Raw genomic sequence first — 15,235 nt, forward strand, 5'->3', positions numbered from 1 at the left:
CCTCTGATCACATATACGGCACGCTAAACTCTTGACGCAGGAAGTTCTGCTCGCGGAGCACGGTGCCATTGAAGGTCTGAATGCTGAGGGTATCGAAATCCAGCCGCTCCGGCCAGCAGCGAAGCTCGCGCAGAAGCGCCTCCTCTTCACCAGATAGGTCCTCGCACTGGCGCTTAGCCGCAGCCGCCTGGTAGAGATCATCGAGTTTTTCTTCGCTTTCCGCATAGCACAGAACCCGGTCGTGATCCCCGTAGGATCCAATCAGTTGCACGCCGGAGAACGGCGCGCGCGAGTCAACCTTGACCCGGCCTGGGTGGTATCCTGGCACGATGGTATCCAGCGCGAGAGCGAGAGCTCCACCGTGGATGCGTCCACCAAAGAGGAACTCGACGGCGGCCTTAGCTTCATCCGAGGATTCCGTGGCCTGCGTGAAACGGGTGTGCGGCAAGACCAGCTGAATCGAGTGCACCAGATCCTCATCGTCCCGTGCGGAAATCAAGTCCTCACGCAGCTGGAGCCCCAGAGATGGATCGAGGCGCTTCGCGAGGGCCGGCACACAGGCATGGAGGGCCCATTCGTCGTAGCTCCAATCGGTCTCAGCTTTCAGAGTGCCGCTGCTCACCAGCGTGTCGCGCGCCTCCAGCAGAGCCTGCGCCATACCGGCGAGGTCCAGGTCTTGGAAAGCCGCAATCTGTTCGCGGGCGGCATCGTACTTGGCACGGGATTTCGCCGAGATCATCTTGCGGAAATCGACCATGGCGGTGTCCTCCTTGTGGCGGCCAGGGCTCGGGCGTCTCAGGAGATGGGTCGATAAGCGCGACGCCTTCTCCATTTAGACTGTGAGTTCCTAGGTCAGGCGTGTGCGTGAAATGGACAAGCTGTCGTCGAGGGAGATACACTGACATCACTCGTAGGCATCACAACGTGCGCATTGCTAGGCACATTCAACGTGTGTATCGTGCGAGTGAACAAGGAGGTATTCGGATGCACCGTCCCACTGAGAAAACGCGCACCAACATTTCGGTCGATGCACATACTCTTTCCGCAGCACGCGCGCTGAAGTTGAACGTTTCTGCCATTAGTGAAGCTGCGTTAGCTTGCGCCGTGCGGGAGACCAATGCGACGTCCTGGAAACAGGAGAACGCCGAAGCTTTGGACGAGCGCCGCAAATGGATCGACAAAAACGGGATGCCTCTGGCCAAATACCAAGTATTCAAGACCGAGTAGTGCAGTTTCATGTCTATCGCCTTCCGGGTGGTGCTCTTGTGTTGGACCTGCAATCTGATCTCATCGAGACCGCCGCTCGCATAGTAGCCCCGCTCGTTCTTGAGGGAGAGGGGCCGAAAGCCTTCACGCGGCTTGAGCCCGTGTTGGAAGTCGAGGGGAAGCGCTACGTCCTACACACTGGGGAGATGACCGCAATCCCGGCAGCCCTGATCCAAGGACCCGCCGTCACCGACCTTACCGGGTGGGACTATGAGATCCGTGGCGCGTTGGACATGGTGTTTTCAGGATTTTGACCGCGGGCGAGGTCATCTGACCTCCCCACTTGCGCGGCCCTGCCAGGCTACCACATGAATGAGGTACCAAAATTCAGGATCCTCATGCCCCGCAATCGCTATTACTCCGGCCCCGTCAGCGCCCACTTTGATGGGAAGAGGTTCCAGACACCAGCTCACCGCACCGATCGCTCTTTCAAGGACCTTCTGAAATGGCACCGGAGTGGGCAGCGGGCAAAGTGGCCGACGCATGTCTCAATCACGCCGGCCATCCCTGTGGAGCGCAGCCAAGCGCCACGGATCACGATGATCGGCCACGCTTCGGTGCTCATCCAGGTTGCCGGCCTGAACATCCTGACGGACCCTGTCTGGTCAGATCGTGCCAGCCCCTTCAGCTTCATTGGTCCCAAGCGGGTCACTGCACCCGGGATCGACTTCGACAAGCTGCCTCCAATCGATGTCATCCTGGTCAGCCACAACCACTATGATCACCTGGATGTCGCCACCCTGAAGCGTCTGCAGGTCCGCCACAGCCCGCAGATGGTGATGCCACTCGGGACGGACGTTACCGTCGGCCGTGCGGTGCGAGGCGCCAAGATCAGTACCGGCGACTGGCACGACCAATTCGAGATCGGCAATGGTGTCACCGTGGCCCTCACTCCCGCAAACCACTGGTCGGCCCGCGGCCTAGGCGATCGCCGCATGGCGCTGTGGAGCGGCTTCTGGATTGAGACCCCGCAAGAACGCATCTGGTTTGCCGGGGACACCGGCTACGGGGATGGCTCCATTTTTCAGAGTCTGCGCAGCCGCTACGGCTCTCCGGAAATCGCCCTTATCCCGATCGGCGCATACGAGCCGCGGTGGTTCATGGCCCCCCAGCATGTTGCTCCCGAAGAGTCCGTGCAGATCTTCAATGACATCGGTGCTGGCCAGGCACTTGGCTTCCACTGGGGGACGTTCCAGCTCACCGATGAGCCGCGGGATGAGCCAGCTGAGTTGCTCGCGCAAAGCCTAGAGGCTGCAGGCATCCCTCGGGGTCGTTTTCAGGCTCTCTCTCCAGGAAATGTCTACGCGCATCCCTCAGGCTGATGAAGGCTTAGACGCGTCACATGCCGGCCGCGAAGCGCAAGGCCGTCGGCTGCTGGAAGGTCTCGATTTTCAGAGTCTTCGGGTCCATCACGCCGATGTGGAACGCTTTCCATTCGCCAAGGTCGTAGTTTTCTGAGATCTCATCCCAGAACTCCCCCGTGTCGAGCTCGGCATCTCCGTCGTAGGCGAACGTGTTGGCCACATAGACAACCATGCTGTGGCGATCGTCGAAGGCTCTCATGGTTTCTTCGTCGTTGCGGTCCGATGTATTGACGATGAAGACCTGAGCCACCCCCTCGCGCGCGCCGGCCACTTCCGCCTCAGTGACCCGGGGCTGATCAATCAAATCGCGGATGTCAGCCATCGTATCGGCCATGTGGGGACCAAACTGCGCAAGCTTCGGATTGTCCCAATCGCCACGCAGGCGCGCCTCGATCGCCTGGAGAATATCTTCTGCGGTGTTCACGTTGCTCATGTGGCCTCTCTGTCTCTGCTCGAGCATATGCGTTGCCTGATGAGAAGTTCCAGGACTGCCTTCCCCAATCAAACTGCGTGCGAAATCAGAAATTTACTTCGCTGTGTCATCTTCCTGAGCACTAGGAAAGCTCAAGAATATGAAGAATGACGACCACAACATCCTGTTCTACGGAGACCCGCACGGCAACTACGCCCCTCTGATCACCGCCTGCCTGGAAGAGCGACCCGATACAGTTCTGATTGCCGGTGACATGACCGGCCCCAAGGATGGGCCCGACCGCATCGTCCCCATTCGGGAAGCGATCGACCCGCTGTAACCGCCGGACGTAATCTCCCCGAAACCGCCGTTTGAATTTTCCCCAGACGAGAGCGTCAGGGCCAATTCCGAACTTCATCTATTCGGAATTGGCTCTGTCGCGGGACACAGGCCTGATGCTCCGAACGGAGAACGACAGGGGCAGGCAGGTGAAGGGACTGAGGGAGATTGTCTTGATCCAGGATTTGAAGAACCAGGGTCTCAGCATCACCGCGATCGCGCGGAAGGTTGGCTGCGACCGGAAGACGGTGCGGAAATATCTCGAGCTGGGGCTGGAAGCTCCGGTTTATGGGCCGCGGCAGCCACGGGCCCGAGTGATCGAACCCTATGAGCGCTATCTCCAGGAACGCGTTCAGGCCTTTCCCGATCTCAGCGGCGCACGGCTTCTGCGCGAGATCCGGGAACTGGGTTATGAGGGCGCCTACACCGCGGTGACGGACTTCCTGCGCGAGGTGCGCCCGACGCGGCACACCCCGTTCGAGCGGCGGTTCGAGACCCCACCCGGCAAGCAGGCCCAGGTCGACTTCGCGGAGTTCACGGTGGAGTTCACCGACGAGCCGGGCGTGGTGCGCAAGGTCTGGTTGTTCTCGCTGGTGCTGGGGCACAGCCGCTGGCTCTGGGGCCGGTTCGTCGCCAGCCAGAACCTGCAATCGGTGCTGCGCTGCCATATCGCGGCCTTCGCAGCGCTCGGCGGCGTGCCGGAGGAGATCCTCTATGACCGGATGAAGACTGCGGTGATCGGCGAAGACGAGGCCGGAGTGGTCACCTATAACGCCGCGCTGGTCGCGTTGTTGAACCACTACGGCGCGGTGCCGCGGGCTTGCCAGCCGTATCGGGCCAAGACCAAGGGCAAGGTCGAGCGGCCCTTCCGCTACATCCGGCAGGACTTCTTCCTGGCTCGCACATTCCGCAACATCGACGATCTCAACACCCAGTTCGAGGCCTGGCGGACCGAGGTCGCCAATTCCCGGGTTCATGCCACGACCCGACGCGTGGTGGACGCGGCCTTCGCCGACGAGCAGCCAAGCCTGAAGCCGCTCCCGGCGATCCCTTACAGCGCCGTGCTGACGGTCGAGCGGCGGGTGAGCAAGGAGGGGATGATCTCGGTCGGCGGCAACTTCTATTCCGTGCCCGACACCACCCGCCGCCGGACACTCGAGGTCCAGCATCACTCCGAAGAGCTTCGGATCTTCGAGGACGGGCAGCTAATTGCGCGCCACCCGATCTTGGAAGGCAAGGCTCGCCGTCGTATTGACCCCGCTCATCGCAAGGCGCCGCCGAGGAGACCCGCTCCACCGCCGTCATCGCAAGGGCTTCGGCGCCCGCTCGACTTCTATGATGCGGTAGGCCGACGCCTGGCCGCTGCGGGGTCGCAATCATGAGCGATCTTCTGGACCGCATCCGCGGCGCCCTCGTCGGCCTGAAGATGCCGCGTGCGCTGGAGGCACTCGATCACACGGTGCGGCAGCTCGAGGCGGGCGAGATCACCGCGATCGAAGCGATCGACGGGCTTCTTAGCGAGGAGTACGCCACCCGCGAGACGCGCCGGATCGACGTCGCGCTACGCACGGCCAAGCTGCTGCCGGTCAAGACGCTCGAAGGCTTCGACTTCCGCTTCCAGCCTTCGCTCGATCGGGAGCGGATCGCGGCACTGGCCCAGCTCGACTTCATCCGGCGCGCCGAGGTCGTTCACTTCCTCGGGCCGCCGGGCACCGGCAAGAGCCATCTCGCCACCGCTCTCGGCGTCGCGGCCGTCAAGGCCGGGCAAAGCGTATATCGCGCCACCCTCGCAGAGCTGATCGCCGCGCTGAGCCAGGCCGAACGCGAGGGACGACTGGCTGAGAAAATCCGGTTCTATGCCCGGGCTGCGCTGCTCATCGTCGACGAGATCGGCTATCTGCCGATCACCACCGGCGGCGCCAATCTGTTCTTCCAGCTCGTCAATGCCCGATACGAAAAGGGCGCCATGATCCTGACCTCCAACCGTGGCTTCGCCGAATGGGGCGAGGTGTTCGGAGATCCGGTCGTCGCGACAGCCCTGCTGGATCGCCTCCTGCATCATGCGGTCGTTATCCAGATCGAAGGGGCCAGCTATCGGCTACGCGCCCATGCCGAGCTCATTCCAGAGCATGTCAGGGCAAACGCACCCATCGCTCCGCCGCCACCCCCCAAGCGTCGCGGGCGTCCTCCAAAGCATCACAACGGAGGCGCCGATCTCTGAAGCCGGCTGATCGCAGCGACCGCCGTAGTGGGGAATTTTACTTCGGCGCTTTTGGGGAAAATTAAGACGGCGTTGACACCCGCTGGTGCGTGATGGTGTCGAGGTCATCTGGACCCACGGCAACCACGACACAGACTCCGAAGAAATCTTCGATGCCACTTTCGGAAGCTACCCGGAGGGCCATCTGCACGGCGACGTCCGCACGCTCAAGGGCTCATCACTGCGCGTGGGCGCGCTGGGCGGGGTGTTCCGCGGGGCCATCTGGTTTCCGGAGATGGATTACGAGGATGCAGCTCGGTACGACAGCCCAGAGCATTTCATGTCGGAAACGGAGACCCGGTGGAGAGGCGACCTTCCACTCCGCCACTGGAGCTCGATCTTCCCGTCTGATGCCGAACGCATCCGCAACCTGGGTGCGGACATTCTTCTGACGCACGAAGCACCTTCAAACATGACGAAATTCGGCTTCATGGCCCTAGACCAGTTGGCGGACGACATGGGGGCGAAGATGATCGTTCACGGACACCATCACACGTCCTCCAGGGGCCGCCTCATGAATGGCCTGCACGTCTGCGGCTTGGCGAAAGCAGAGCCCTTCCGGTTCAGGCTGCCTCGCCAGAAGCTAAGCCCGGGCGCCTCACGGGACGGTGTAGGCACCCGGGCGACCGAGCAATCTGGGGAAAAGGTCGGCCTCAGCGCACGAGGGAACGTGCACCACGCGTCTCTATGAACACAGCTGGCGGAAGACGATAGTGCCTGGGCTTGCGTAGAGCACGTAAAGTGGCATTCCTGTGACAGGTTCGTTGGAGGGTAGCCACTTTGAAACGCATATTTGGTCTCGTCGTCACTGCCGGATTTGGCTTGGCACTCTCGCCAGCGCATGCTCAATCGGTCCCGCGATATGATGCGGTGGGATACTGTGAAATGGTCGCAGACAGCGTGGGTGGCAGCTACGTGATCCTTGAGGGCTGCATTCAGCAGGACCTCAGACCGCGCGAGCTAGGAGCTAGCATAGCGATGGCGAAATAAAAAAAAGGCAATGCAACGTCACCGTTCCAAAGCCTTCACGGACGAATATGATGCCGGACTGCATGTGAGTCAAGTTTTTTGACGGCATATTACCTGACAACGCTCAATATTTTGGCGAGCGCCGGGCCAGAACGACCTCGGGAACGCAGGTGCGGGCCTGTGAACAACCGGACGGGATCGGGCTGGAAAGCTCTGGCCTTTGAGCAATGAGAGAGCCGCGCGGGGCGCAGGAAAATGGTCTGAACTCGCGCTGGGCGTCCATCCCGGGACGGGTCGGCAGCTATTGCGACGAGGTGGCCCGCAGTATTGGCGGCAGAGCCCGACAGTGAGGCCGATCACAGCCGCCAGGGCAGCGATGCCGGCGGCGACTTTGACGAGGGTAGACATAAGTATTCCTTTCTGAATTCTTACAAGATCAAGGCACGAAGCTCGTCTTTCCTTGCCTGAATACGCACTCCACCAGCAAAGGTTAACATTCTATTCTGACTTTTTAAGAACAGTTTTCATGTGACTCGCTCCGCCACCCAACCAGCCGAGTCCAGCAGCCCCAAAGATTGCAAGCACCATCATACCAGCGAGCAGAAAAATTCCCTGAAAAAGGGCGAACACAAAGATACCAGTGAAGAGCACGGCCTCCACATAGCGGTAGACCGCATCAGTCCCGACATCTGCTTTAGGGTCATCTGCAAGGACGACTTCATGATACCAGGCAATGCAAATCCAAAGTGCAAGACCGACCATGAGGATCGATAGCGCCCCCGCTCCGATCTTTACAAGGAAATAGCCGGCCCACGCAACGGCGGGGAGACCACCAGCATCGTGCAACGTTCTGAAAAATTTATACTGATTCATGCTGCGGTCTCTTCTTTAAAAATGGGCCATGCCTTCTCGAAGGCTTTGGGATCGTCCTCCCAATCCGACCCTGATGATGTACAGATAAGGCAGATGCCACGGGCGTGCTTGCTGTGCTTGAGCGTGGCAGCCTTCCGCAGCTCCTCGGCGATCGCAGGCCAGTGGTTTACCTCGCCCTCCCGCTGGCACTCATCGCCAAACTCTGCACAAGCTTGAGCAGCATCCTCGAGGTTTCCCAGCGGAATGTAGGACAGCTCCCGGGTCATCATGAGGGCGATCATCTCTTGCACCTCGAGGCGCCCTTCATCGAAGAGGTCCCAGAGCCTCTCGGAACGCTTTCCTCCCAGGGGGGCACGGTCCCCAAGGTACTTTTCAGAGAGATGGTCCCAGCAGGCCGGGCCCGACCCCCAGCCGTTGTCGAACTCGGCCAGATGGGTCAGAGATTTTCCGTTGACGATATAAAGGTCGCTCGTGCTCATTTCGGGCGACCTCCATCCGCCGGACGCGCGCCGATCAGGTCAATGAAGCCAGGGCGCAACTCATCGAGGTAAGCGATGGCGCGTGGGATCATGTCTTCCTGCACACGAGCTGTGAAGGAGAGGTCTCGGCGCACCAAACTCACGAGGTTCGCATCATCGTAGAACGGGTCAGCCTCGTCACACTGGGATTCCTCGACGGCTTCCGTGAAATCCCATCCCGCAGCGATGGAGACCTCGATGTTCTCCTCCTCTTCCCACGCAAGCCAACTGCGCAGGTCGACCTGTCCGAGAAACTCGCCCTGCTCTCCGAGTAGTGTTGCGAGAACCGGCAAGCCACCAATATCCTCTGGGCGCACCCAGACACTGTGCTCGTCGGCCTGGTAGAAACCGAATTTCAGGTTTGCGACCTCGTCGGCATTCAGGGTATCGGCCAGATCGATATCCTTGGGGGCGACCTCAACCCAGCTCCGGTCTGCCTTGCGCACCACATTCGGCTTCGTGGTTGATCGAAGGATCCAGCGGTTTTCACGGTCACTGGCAACCGGTTGGCGCCCAAATGTCTCTTGCAGCATGCTCGGGTCTGCCTCCAGGCGATCGGCCATGGCACGCAGGGCTGCAGACGCCTTTTCAGCAGTGAAGCCAACACCGCCCTCGTCGATCATGCCTTTGATCGGGAGCAGCATGGGGTAGTGGAGCTTGTAGGTCATTCGGATGTCCTCTCGTTTGGGATCGGGAACCAAGTCCCTGAATTTCTGGTAAGCGGTGTCTCTCGCATTTTCAGGATGCTGCGACGCTCTGCTTGCGGCGCCATGGGAGAACCGACTTGGGCAGGCTTTTGGCCCTATCAAGTTGGCTCTGAATGATCCCCTCGACAGCAACGTGCAGTGCGTCGGTGTCGTTTTTTGCGTCTACGCTGTAGTGGATCTCGGGCCCTGAATGGCCGCTGTAGTCGACGTCAAAGACCCCCGCGACCTCTCGGGTACCTCCAGCCGGTCCGCCACCCTCGAGGCGCGCGTGAAGGCTGTCTTCAGAGCGGATCCTGAATCTTTGCTCAGCCTTCTTCAGCGTCTCGAAAGCTTCCGCTTCGACAGCGACAACGTAGCTCGACCAACTGCGCTGGGCAGATTGCACAATGCTCATGGGGATCTCGTACTTCCGTGATCTTTACAGATTGCTCACCGCACGAAAGCCACCCGCCTTCGTTAGAGGGCTGAAATCGAGCACCTCGCGCTTTCCGACATGGTTCGGCGCAGCGATGATGCCCTCCTTCTCGAGGGCCTCAATGAGAAGGCGCGCATACGCATTGGAGCACTTCATCCGCATCTGAACGAAGGAGGTCGACGCGCGGTTATGGAGAGCCACGATCTCTGCCGCGTGTTCGATATCATGCCGCATTGGCTGGCTCGTCTTCGGTTGTGCTACGCGAGGCAGACTCATCGTCACATCACTGGTCCCATCCCCGTTATCGACGACGGACTGCGTCACGTGCTGACTATCCTCCTGCTCAGGATTTGCGACGCCATGTGCCCAGCCCTGCTTGTAGTCGCAGAACGGGCAAATCCACCCGTTCACGGTGGGAATGAGGGCCCCGAGATCACCATAAACGGTACCGTGCTTTCCATCACCGCGGTTCGCGCAGGTGTAGGGATGATATTTGCCATCTACCTGGCTCTTCCCGAGTTTCACAACGTCATCGGGCGAGAAGACCTTTGCGGGCGGAACCTCGGCTTCTTTGGCTCGGTGGACGGAGGAGTCCATGTCGCTGAACATCGCGCCGAGCACGTTCTTCATGATCCGGTCGCGATTGCGCTGAGACAGATGAGCCCACTGAGCCACATCGTCAGCGTCGTCGATTTCGCTGTCCCATTCTTCGGCTGCGATCACGGAGGCTGCGTCTGCCACAATGCGCTTGGCGACATCGAGCGGAGCTTGCGACGCATCTTTGAGAAGAGCGTTCTCATTGAGCGCCTTGGAAACGCCAGCGAGGACATTGGCGCAAGCCGCTTGATAATCCTTTGTCGTGCTTTCCTCTGCCGTGCCGGTGATATTTCCCGCATGCATGTGCCCGGCTTCCACAAGCACTGTTCCCAGCGCAGCGATCATGTCGTCCGCCGGACCGAGAAGGTTCGCCCAGCGCTGGGATTCCGCATGAGCGGTGTCGAGTTCGGATAGCAGGTCGTTTACGAGCGCCAAGCCTTCGGAGAAAACATAGAGCACCCCTCCCGTGGTCATTCCCGGCGCGCTTTCCATGTGCGGCGCGATAGAGGGCTCATCTGCCCAAGCATCTCGAAAAGAGGCCACGTGGCCTTCAAGTGAGAGGGCGCGTTTCTTAAAATCACCAGACATGAAGCTATCCTTTTACTTGCTCAAATGATGGCATGAAAAAGAATAACTCGCAACCCTTCAATCCTTTATTGGATCGTGGCGGTTCCCTCGTGCGTACGTCGGAACCTATCCGCGAAGCTCTCACGCTTGTCCTCGATCGCCAGGTGCGTTTTTTGCTCGGGCAGACGACGGTAGACGACTGTCGGAGAAGGGCTTCTGTCAGTGCGTTGTGGCCACCCCATGAAGATCAGCGCGCATATGGCGAACCACCCGCCCAGCGCGAAGAGGGCTGCCTGGCCAATAATGCCGTGTGGTTCTCCCAGGTAGACGCCCAATGTGAAAGGGATCAGAAGGACGCCGAACCGAAGAGTTTTCACGATCCGTGCCCAGCGCTCGAATTCAAAAAGTTTCATCATCCGCGCATCACCCCCGGTACGTAGTCGCAGAAATAGTCACAACCGCTCCCCTCGGGTGCTGCGCGCACGTTCACAGCCTTGGTCGTGTAGAGCTGCCTCCCATCTTCGATCGGGTCCTCCGCATCAGGCGGAGCCTCATAGATGGCGAGGTCCTCCATCCAGGATGGCCACTCTGGATCGCATTGCTTCTTTGCTTGTTCAATGAGTTCGCGCATTTCGATCAGCGCTGCGCTCAAGCTGGGCTTGCCACACGTTCGCGAGCGCTCCTTTTCCCTAAGACCGTCATCCACTGGCGCATGGCACGAAGGTCGTCGCTTGCGCGCTCGATGTACATTGATCTCAGTTCAACGTTGCTCTCGACCATCCCCGCAAATACAGCCGCATCGAATATGCAGACTTGGCAGCCCTTTACAGCTCGCAGCTCAGTCATCGACATGCCTTTTCGGGAGCCCCCGACGATGTCTCCAGGGAAATGAAGTGCCACGATTTGAGCTCGACCTCCCTTCAGGCTCGCAACGCTTGCCGCAACCCCCCCCCCAATGCATACCACCAGAGAGCCCTCCCCCCCCTGGTGGACGATTGTCCCGTCGTCGGGAATTGACCGGATCCCGCGCTCATGAGGCTTCCAGCGCCTGCCACCAGTGCACGCAATTTTGCACAAGGTCCGCGCTCCTACCCTGCAACGGTCACACTCTCTAGGCGTCTTCATGATTCCATCCAAGTAACTCTTCCCTCCTCCCACATCACCCCGGAGAGCGCGCTCGCATCTCCAATTAGCCTAACCGACATTTTTGATTCATGAATTGTCATTTCGACACTTGGTCCTGCTCGGCGACATTATGCTACCGAGCCTCTGCCAACGAAGGAGCGCCCCTTCCGGAAATCGCTGAAAGTCAAAGCAGGTCAAGACTATCCCGCGCCACAAAATCTAGTGTTTTCGTTTCTCGATCTGAGACCTCAGCCAAGATTACTTGGCCACGTCTCACTGCTCAGGTCGCAAAGCTCCTGACAACATCACTTTCGCCGAGATCCAGAAGGTCGCGCCAGATGAGAACGCCTAGCTCGAGTTCTTCGAGCGCATCCGCTTTCTGGCAGGACTGGAAGCCCCATGACTTTATGACGGACCTTTCACGGAGTATGGCCTGCGAAACCGCAATGCGATCGACACAGCATTTGGCATCCTGCCCGACCTATCTTCACCTAAGACGGCCGGGCCACTTGCACGGGAGCCCCAGCGCCATCTGGCGCAGTGGGGCCTACAGCCGATTGCCTCAATGATTGCAGAAGTAGCCACCCAGAAGCTGGGGCAGCCGGTGCAATTCGACACCGCGCGGTCCTGAATTCCTCCGTTAAAGCGTGGGCGCGGCGCGGAACTAGGCAAGGCAAAAAAGGAATACTTGCAACGCACGCGGCGTTGTGCCTAACTGTTTCCGTAACAGCCAACATCTTCTGCAACATTTCAAAGGCAATACAATGGAACCAGAAAGAAAGGAGATTGTTAACAACTTTCTGGGCCGGACTTCGTACACCATTCCCGTACCAGTTGCGGCGGAGGTCACGGGGGCGTCCATGCAAGAGATTGCCAACTGGCGCCAGCGAGACATCCTTCCCGCGCCGCCCATCAAGTTAGCCGGGCGCTACTTCGTAACCCGCGACGGCCTTATCGGTATCGGACTTATGAGAAGCCTTTCAGACATCGGGTTGCTCAACGCCAGCGCCATCGGCAACTGCATTATGGGAGTTAAATTTGCGCAGCACCCTCACGGCCTAGACCTTGAAACGCTCTCCGACAGCGCAGTGTTTTTTTGGAAGGCTGGGCAAGGCGAGGAAAACACGCTGCGTGCCGGTGACTACGTTCTGGATTTCGACAGTATTTTCCCGACAGACCGCCTAATCCACAAGCTGCCACTCGGGCAGCTTGTGATGAACTGGGCTTGGAAGACCGAAAAACTATTCACGGCCTGAGAAATGCCGCGCCCACGGCCTGCGCCAGCGTGGCGCTACGCCGCTTACCAACAATGGCGAGAATGAGTTGCAGATCATGGATTCCCTTGGCCACAAGACCACACGGGAAGCGCTGACGTATGTGCGCGCTGCGCAGCGCAAGGAGATGGCAGAGGGAGGCATGAAGTTGGCGCACGCCAGTAGAAATTTGTCCTACCTTAACGACTGGTTATACCAAACGATGAAGTAACAGTCTGAATGCAAACGGAAATCATGGAGCACTGGCGATCCTGGCATGACTCCACTGTGCACAATGCCGGCGATCGTAGATGGCAGGAGATCGCGTCACCCGGCACTGGTCTCGAACCGGGCTCTTCACGTGCGGCGCGTGCCGCAGGCAATCATCATGTCGCAATTGGTTGCTCTACCCGGAACCCACATCGGGCCCGCCGTTGGAAGCGCCTCCGCCTGGCGAGATGATATCGTCGCGGCGACCGATCTGCTCGTATCGGGCTTTTAGAGCGCGTCCTGATTCACGCCTTTCGCCGGGCGCGCCTTGGTGACCTGCGATGTGGATGCCAGCCCCATCCGCTCCAGCTTCCGGAGAAAGGTGTCCGTGACAAGCTGGGCGGAGCTTCGACCGCAACCGACTTGGCTTCCGCGAAAAGCAGTCCTGGCTAGGCATCAGTTCAAAGGAGGGCGACCACGCCCTCCTTTCCATTGGCCACACGTTCTCACACGACCGCTTTGGTGGCCGAATCACGCTCGCTCGGTGCCCGAGCCTCAACGATGTCCCATGCCATTGTGTTGCGCGAGCCGCAGCTTGGGCACTTGAGACCCTCCGCGATCCGACGAAGAAACTCACTAGGGCTGTGCCTCTGACGAAGCCAGAAGCCATGGAGATACCAGGGTCCCGCCCCGCAAAGGCACTTTACGCGGACAGCATGGCCGGCGCCTATGTCGTCAACGTGGAGGGTATAGAGAGGGCCAATAAACGAGTCGCGGATCATTCCGGAACATTACGTGAACACATGGTCCGTAGGAAGAGCTGTCCGCCTAACGGACCCTCACGTAGCCCGAGACCTCGATCGGCCTACCCTGCGACCCGGCACGGCTCACCGACAGCGCACTAATCCGAGCCCAAGTTTGCCCGCGGTGGTTCACGTATCCCTGCAGCGGAAACCAATAGGCGTCCGCTTCGTAGCAGAACCGCGGCGACTGCTCGTCTGGCATGGAGTGTACCTCGACTATGTCCATGTTCGAGTCATCGAACCTGCCGGATGCGGGCTCTATACGCGGCGGAGCCTTCACAAGCTCGATGAGGCTATTTGAAGTCGGCGCATCTCCTATGTAGGTGGCATTCGTCATGCTCCTGAGAGGCATACCTACGTATGCGATGGGGAAAATGGCACCCTCGCGCGTCCGAGCCTCTATTGTGACCGGACTAGCCCAACTCATGCGTCCTGTAACGTTGTTTGCTCGGTAGTTCTCCTTGATCGCAGTTTCCCACTCCATTTTCAGGATGTGGGCATTCAACAAGAGCGCGTCTCCGAGGAACTCGATATCATGATTGCTAATATTGCTCGGCGCCCGGTAAGGGCCGCTCCCTCCGTACACCCTTTCGAGACCAGCCGCCCCATTCTTCACCATATCGATCATCTTGAGGAGACCGGTAGCGTCGCGTGGGTCTTGCGGGATGAAGCGATACTCTACATCCGTGTCGCCCCTAGCAGCCAATTTGTAGACATTGGCGCAGTAGGGGCACCATGGCGCACCGACGATATAAGAGACCCTCTCACCGCTGCTTTCCCCGATTGACGACCAGAGAGAGTTCCGCAGGTCTTTGAGACCGATCGTCGGGTCACCTTGGAACGACGGGTCGCAAATGCGATGGCCGCCGAAGTCGGCAGCACGGCGAGCTCCGATAATATCGTAGTCGTCGGCCGAGGCCGTCGAAGAAGCGACCACGAAAGCCAAGAGCAGTGCTAGATATCGGAGCAAAGTATGCCCTCCTCGCGCCAGTTGAAGTTCTGGGCTCGACCCGAGTAGAGATCGAGCGACAATGTCGCAGTGCGCTCGTCGCTTACCAAGATCAGAGTCCAAAGTGAAAAGCCGGTGGCATCCACGAAGCTCAGATCGTAGCCGCCGCTTGCACTGCGATCCAAATCGATTGCCGTCATAGTGGGCCCTGAGCATGCCCAGCCACTCGTGAACACCGGCGCGCCCTCAGACATTGAAATGTTCGCCTGCACACGGTCGTTGTTGATCGAGAAATCATTAAGCACAGCGCTCGGGGACGTCTCGATCTGGGCCGATGCCTCATTGCGCCCGCTGGCCCTGGATTCCACACTCAGTTGATATGCGAGGTAGGTAACAACAAAGCCTGCAGCGGTCAGCGCAAGCATAATAAGCCGTTCAGCGATGCCAAGCGCAGGGATCACGTTGACGATTACGTTGACGATCTTGACCCGGAAACTCCCGCGGCCGCCACCAGAATTCATATTCAAAAAATCCTAAATATAAAGCAAATAGCTGACGACGAGGTTCACCACGATGCTCGGACGTGTCAACAAAAACCGGCCAGTTTA

At 59.2% G+C, this 15,235-nt stretch carries 19 protein-coding genes; 8 read left to right on the top strand and 11 right to left on the bottom strand.

Features of this window, described 5'->3' with window-relative positions:
• Positions 1-7 precede the first annotated feature (7 nt).
• Positions 8-757, bottom strand: a complete 750-nt coding sequence (locus tag ACXAJT_RS22705) for a hypothetical protein (protein WP_475239480.1) — start codon at positions 755-757, stop codon at positions 8-10.
• Between the two features lie 227 nt (positions 758-984).
• On the opposite strand from ACXAJT_RS22705, the gene ACXAJT_RS22710 reads away from it, so the two are divergent.
• Genes ACXAJT_RS22710 through ACXAJT_RS22720 form a run of 3 tightly spaced genes read left to right on the top strand, consistent with a single transcriptional unit; the run spans position 985 to position 2,588 of the window.
• Positions 985-1,227 carry a type II toxin-antitoxin system CcdA family antitoxin gene (locus ACXAJT_RS22710; protein WP_475239482.1) on the top strand — a complete coding sequence of 81 codons (243 nt, stop codon included), beginning with the start codon at positions 985-987 and terminating at the stop codon, positions 1,225-1,227.
• On the top strand, positions 1,170-1,520 hold the full coding sequence (locus tag ACXAJT_RS22715; protein ID WP_475239485.1) for a CcdB family protein: 351 nt from the start codon (positions 1,170-1,172) through the stop codon (positions 1,518-1,520). Before ACXAJT_RS22710 ends, ACXAJT_RS22715 begins: the two co-directional genes overlap by 58 nt.
• Positions 1,521-1,574: 54 nt before the next feature.
• Positions 1,575-2,588 (top strand): MBL fold metallo-hydrolase, encoded by a 1,014-nt coding sequence (locus tag ACXAJT_RS22720; RefSeq protein ID WP_475239488.1) that lies wholly within the window; start codon positions 1,575-1,577, stop codon positions 2,586-2,588.
• Between the two features lie 16 nt (positions 2,589-2,604).
• Here ACXAJT_RS22720 and ACXAJT_RS22725 read toward each other — a convergent pair whose 3' ends face one another.
• Positions 2,605-3,063 carry a hypothetical protein gene (locus ACXAJT_RS22725; protein WP_475239490.1) on the bottom strand — a complete coding sequence of 153 codons (459 nt, stop codon included), beginning with the start codon at positions 3,061-3,063 and terminating at the stop codon, positions 2,605-2,607.
• A gap of 139 nt (positions 3,064-3,202) precedes the next feature.
• Between ACXAJT_RS22725 and ACXAJT_RS22730 the strand changes: the two genes are divergently transcribed.
• The 4 genes from ACXAJT_RS22730 to ACXAJT_RS22745 all read left to right on the top strand — a co-directional run bounded on the left by ACXAJT_RS22730 (position 3,203) and on the right by ACXAJT_RS22745 (position 6,332).
• Positions 3,203-3,382, top strand: a complete 180-nt coding sequence (locus tag ACXAJT_RS22730) for a hypothetical protein (RefSeq protein ID WP_475239492.1) — start codon at positions 3,203-3,205, stop codon at positions 3,380-3,382.
• 148 nt (positions 3,383-3,530) lie between these two features.
• A complete protein-coding gene (gene istA / locus ACXAJT_RS22735; protein WP_475239624.1) occupies positions 3,531-4,763 on the top strand; it encodes an IS21 family transposase in 1,233 nt (410 codons plus the stop codon).
• A complete protein-coding gene (istB, locus tag ACXAJT_RS22740) occupies positions 4,760-5,602 on the top strand; it encodes an IS21-like element helper ATPase IstB (RefSeq protein WP_475239495.1) in 843 nt (280 codons plus the stop codon). Before istA ends, istB begins: the two co-directional genes overlap by 4 nt.
• Before the next feature lie 85 nt (positions 5,603-5,687).
• The gene (locus ACXAJT_RS22745; RefSeq protein ID WP_475239500.1) at positions 5,688-6,332 is read left to right on the top strand and encodes a metallophosphoesterase family protein; all 645 of its coding nucleotides are present in this window, start codon (positions 5,688-5,690) and stop codon (positions 6,330-6,332) included.
• A 776-nt stretch (positions 6,333-7,108) separates the two neighbouring features.
• On the opposite strand, the gene ACXAJT_RS22750 is transcribed toward ACXAJT_RS22745, so the two are convergent.
• The 7 genes from ACXAJT_RS22750 to ACXAJT_RS22780 all read right to left on the bottom strand — a co-directional run bounded on the left by ACXAJT_RS22750 (position 7,109) and on the right by ACXAJT_RS22780 (position 10,939).
• Positions 7,109-7,483, bottom strand: coding sequence for a hypothetical protein (locus ACXAJT_RS22750; protein WP_475239502.1), 375 nt, complete (start codon positions 7,481-7,483; stop codon positions 7,109-7,111).
• Entirely contained in the window at positions 7,480-7,962 is a 483-nt protein-coding gene (locus ACXAJT_RS22755) for a hypothetical protein (protein ID WP_475239504.1), read from the bottom strand. Before ACXAJT_RS22755 ends, ACXAJT_RS22750 begins: the two co-directional genes overlap by 4 nt.
• Positions 7,959-8,669, bottom strand: coding sequence for a hypothetical protein (locus ACXAJT_RS22760; protein ID WP_475239505.1), 711 nt, complete (start codon positions 8,667-8,669; stop codon positions 7,959-7,961). Before ACXAJT_RS22760 ends, ACXAJT_RS22755 begins: the two co-directional genes overlap by 4 nt.
• Positions 8,670-8,739: 70 nt before the next feature.
• Entirely contained in the window at positions 8,740-9,102 is a 363-nt protein-coding gene (locus ACXAJT_RS22765; RefSeq protein ID WP_475239506.1) for a hypothetical protein, read from the bottom strand.
• 24 nt (positions 9,103-9,126) lie between these two features.
• Positions 9,127-10,308: a DNA translocase FtsK gene (locus ACXAJT_RS22770; RefSeq protein ID WP_475239508.1), complete on the bottom strand. Its 1,182-nt coding sequence runs from the start codon at positions 10,306-10,308 to the stop codon at positions 9,127-9,129.
• Between the two features lie 65 nt (positions 10,309-10,373).
• A complete protein-coding gene (locus tag ACXAJT_RS22775; protein ID WP_475239511.1) occupies positions 10,374-10,703 on the bottom strand; it encodes a hypothetical protein in 330 nt (109 codons plus the stop codon).
• Positions 10,700-10,939, bottom strand: coding sequence for a hypothetical protein (locus ACXAJT_RS22780; protein WP_475239513.1), 240 nt, complete (start codon positions 10,937-10,939; stop codon positions 10,700-10,702). Before ACXAJT_RS22780 ends, ACXAJT_RS22775 begins: the two co-directional genes overlap by 4 nt.
• Positions 10,940-12,176: 1,237 nt before the next feature.
• Here ACXAJT_RS22780 and ACXAJT_RS22785 point away from each other — a divergent pair.
• Positions 12,177-12,668: a hypothetical protein gene (locus tag ACXAJT_RS22785; RefSeq protein WP_475239517.1), complete on the top strand. Its 492-nt coding sequence runs from the start codon at positions 12,177-12,179 to the stop codon at positions 12,666-12,668.
• Between the two features lie 1,035 nt (positions 12,669-13,703).
• Here the strand turns inward: ACXAJT_RS22785 and ACXAJT_RS22790 are convergent.
• Positions 13,704-14,648, bottom strand: coding sequence for a hypothetical protein (locus ACXAJT_RS22790; protein WP_475239520.1), 945 nt, complete (start codon positions 14,646-14,648; stop codon positions 13,704-13,706).
• Positions 14,633-15,148, bottom strand: a complete 516-nt coding sequence (locus ACXAJT_RS22795) for a hypothetical protein (protein ID WP_475239522.1) — start codon at positions 15,146-15,148, stop codon at positions 14,633-14,635. Before ACXAJT_RS22795 ends, ACXAJT_RS22790 begins: the two co-directional genes overlap by 16 nt.
• Positions 15,149-15,235 lie beyond the last annotated feature (87 nt).

The organism is Salipiger sp. ABF4_146 (genome assembly GCF_056161345.1).

Coding starts and splice junctions, on each gene's coding strand:
- ACXAJT_RS22705 (WP_475239480.1), bottom strand. CDS start 757: ATGGTCGATTTCCGCAAGATGATCTCGGCGAAATCCCGTGCCAAGTAC.
- ACXAJT_RS22710 (WP_475239482.1), top strand. CDS start 985: ATGCACCGTCCCACTGAGAAAACGCGCACCAACATTTCGGTCGATGCA.
- ACXAJT_RS22715 (WP_475239485.1), top strand. CDS start 1,170: ATGGATCGACAAAAACGGGATGCCTCTGGCCAAATACCAAGTATTCAA.
- ACXAJT_RS22720 (WP_475239488.1), top strand. CDS start 1,575: ATGAATGAGGTACCAAAATTCAGGATCCTCATGCCCCGCAATCGCTAT.
- ACXAJT_RS22725 (WP_475239490.1), bottom strand. CDS start 3,063: ATGAGCAACGTGAACACCGCAGAAGATATTCTCCAGGCGATCGAGGCG.
- ACXAJT_RS22730 (WP_475239492.1), top strand. CDS start 3,203: ATGAAGAATGACGACCACAACATCCTGTTCTACGGAGACCCGCACGGC.
- istB (WP_475239495.1), top strand. CDS start 4,760: ATGAGCGATCTTCTGGACCGCATCCGCGGCGCCCTCGTCGGCCTGAAG.
- ACXAJT_RS22750 (WP_475239502.1), bottom strand. CDS start 7,483: ATGAATCAGTATAAATTTTTCAGAACGTTGCACGATGCTGGTGGTCTC.
- ACXAJT_RS22755 (WP_475239504.1), bottom strand. CDS start 7,962: ATGAGCACGAGCGACCTTTATATCGTCAACGGAAAATCTCTGACCCAT.
- ACXAJT_RS22760 (WP_475239505.1), bottom strand. CDS start 8,669: ATGACCTACAAGCTCCACTACCCCATGCTGCTCCCGATCAAAGGCATG.
- ACXAJT_RS22765 (WP_475239506.1), bottom strand. CDS start 9,102: ATGAGCATTGTGCAATCTGCCCAGCGCAGTTGGTCGAGCTACGTTGTC.
- ACXAJT_RS22770 (WP_475239508.1), bottom strand. CDS start 10,308: ATGTCTGGTGATTTTAAGAAACGCGCCCTCTCACTTGAAGGCCACGTG.
- ACXAJT_RS22775 (WP_475239511.1), bottom strand. CDS start 10,703: ATGATGAAACTTTTTGAATTCGAGCGCTGGGCACGGATCGTGAAAACT.
- ACXAJT_RS22785 (WP_475239517.1), top strand. CDS start 12,177: ATGGAACCAGAAAGAAAGGAGATTGTTAACAACTTTCTGGGCCGGACT.
- ACXAJT_RS22795 (WP_475239522.1), bottom strand. CDS start 15,148: ATGAATTCTGGTGGCGGCCGCGGGAGTTTCCGGGTCAAGATCGTCAAC.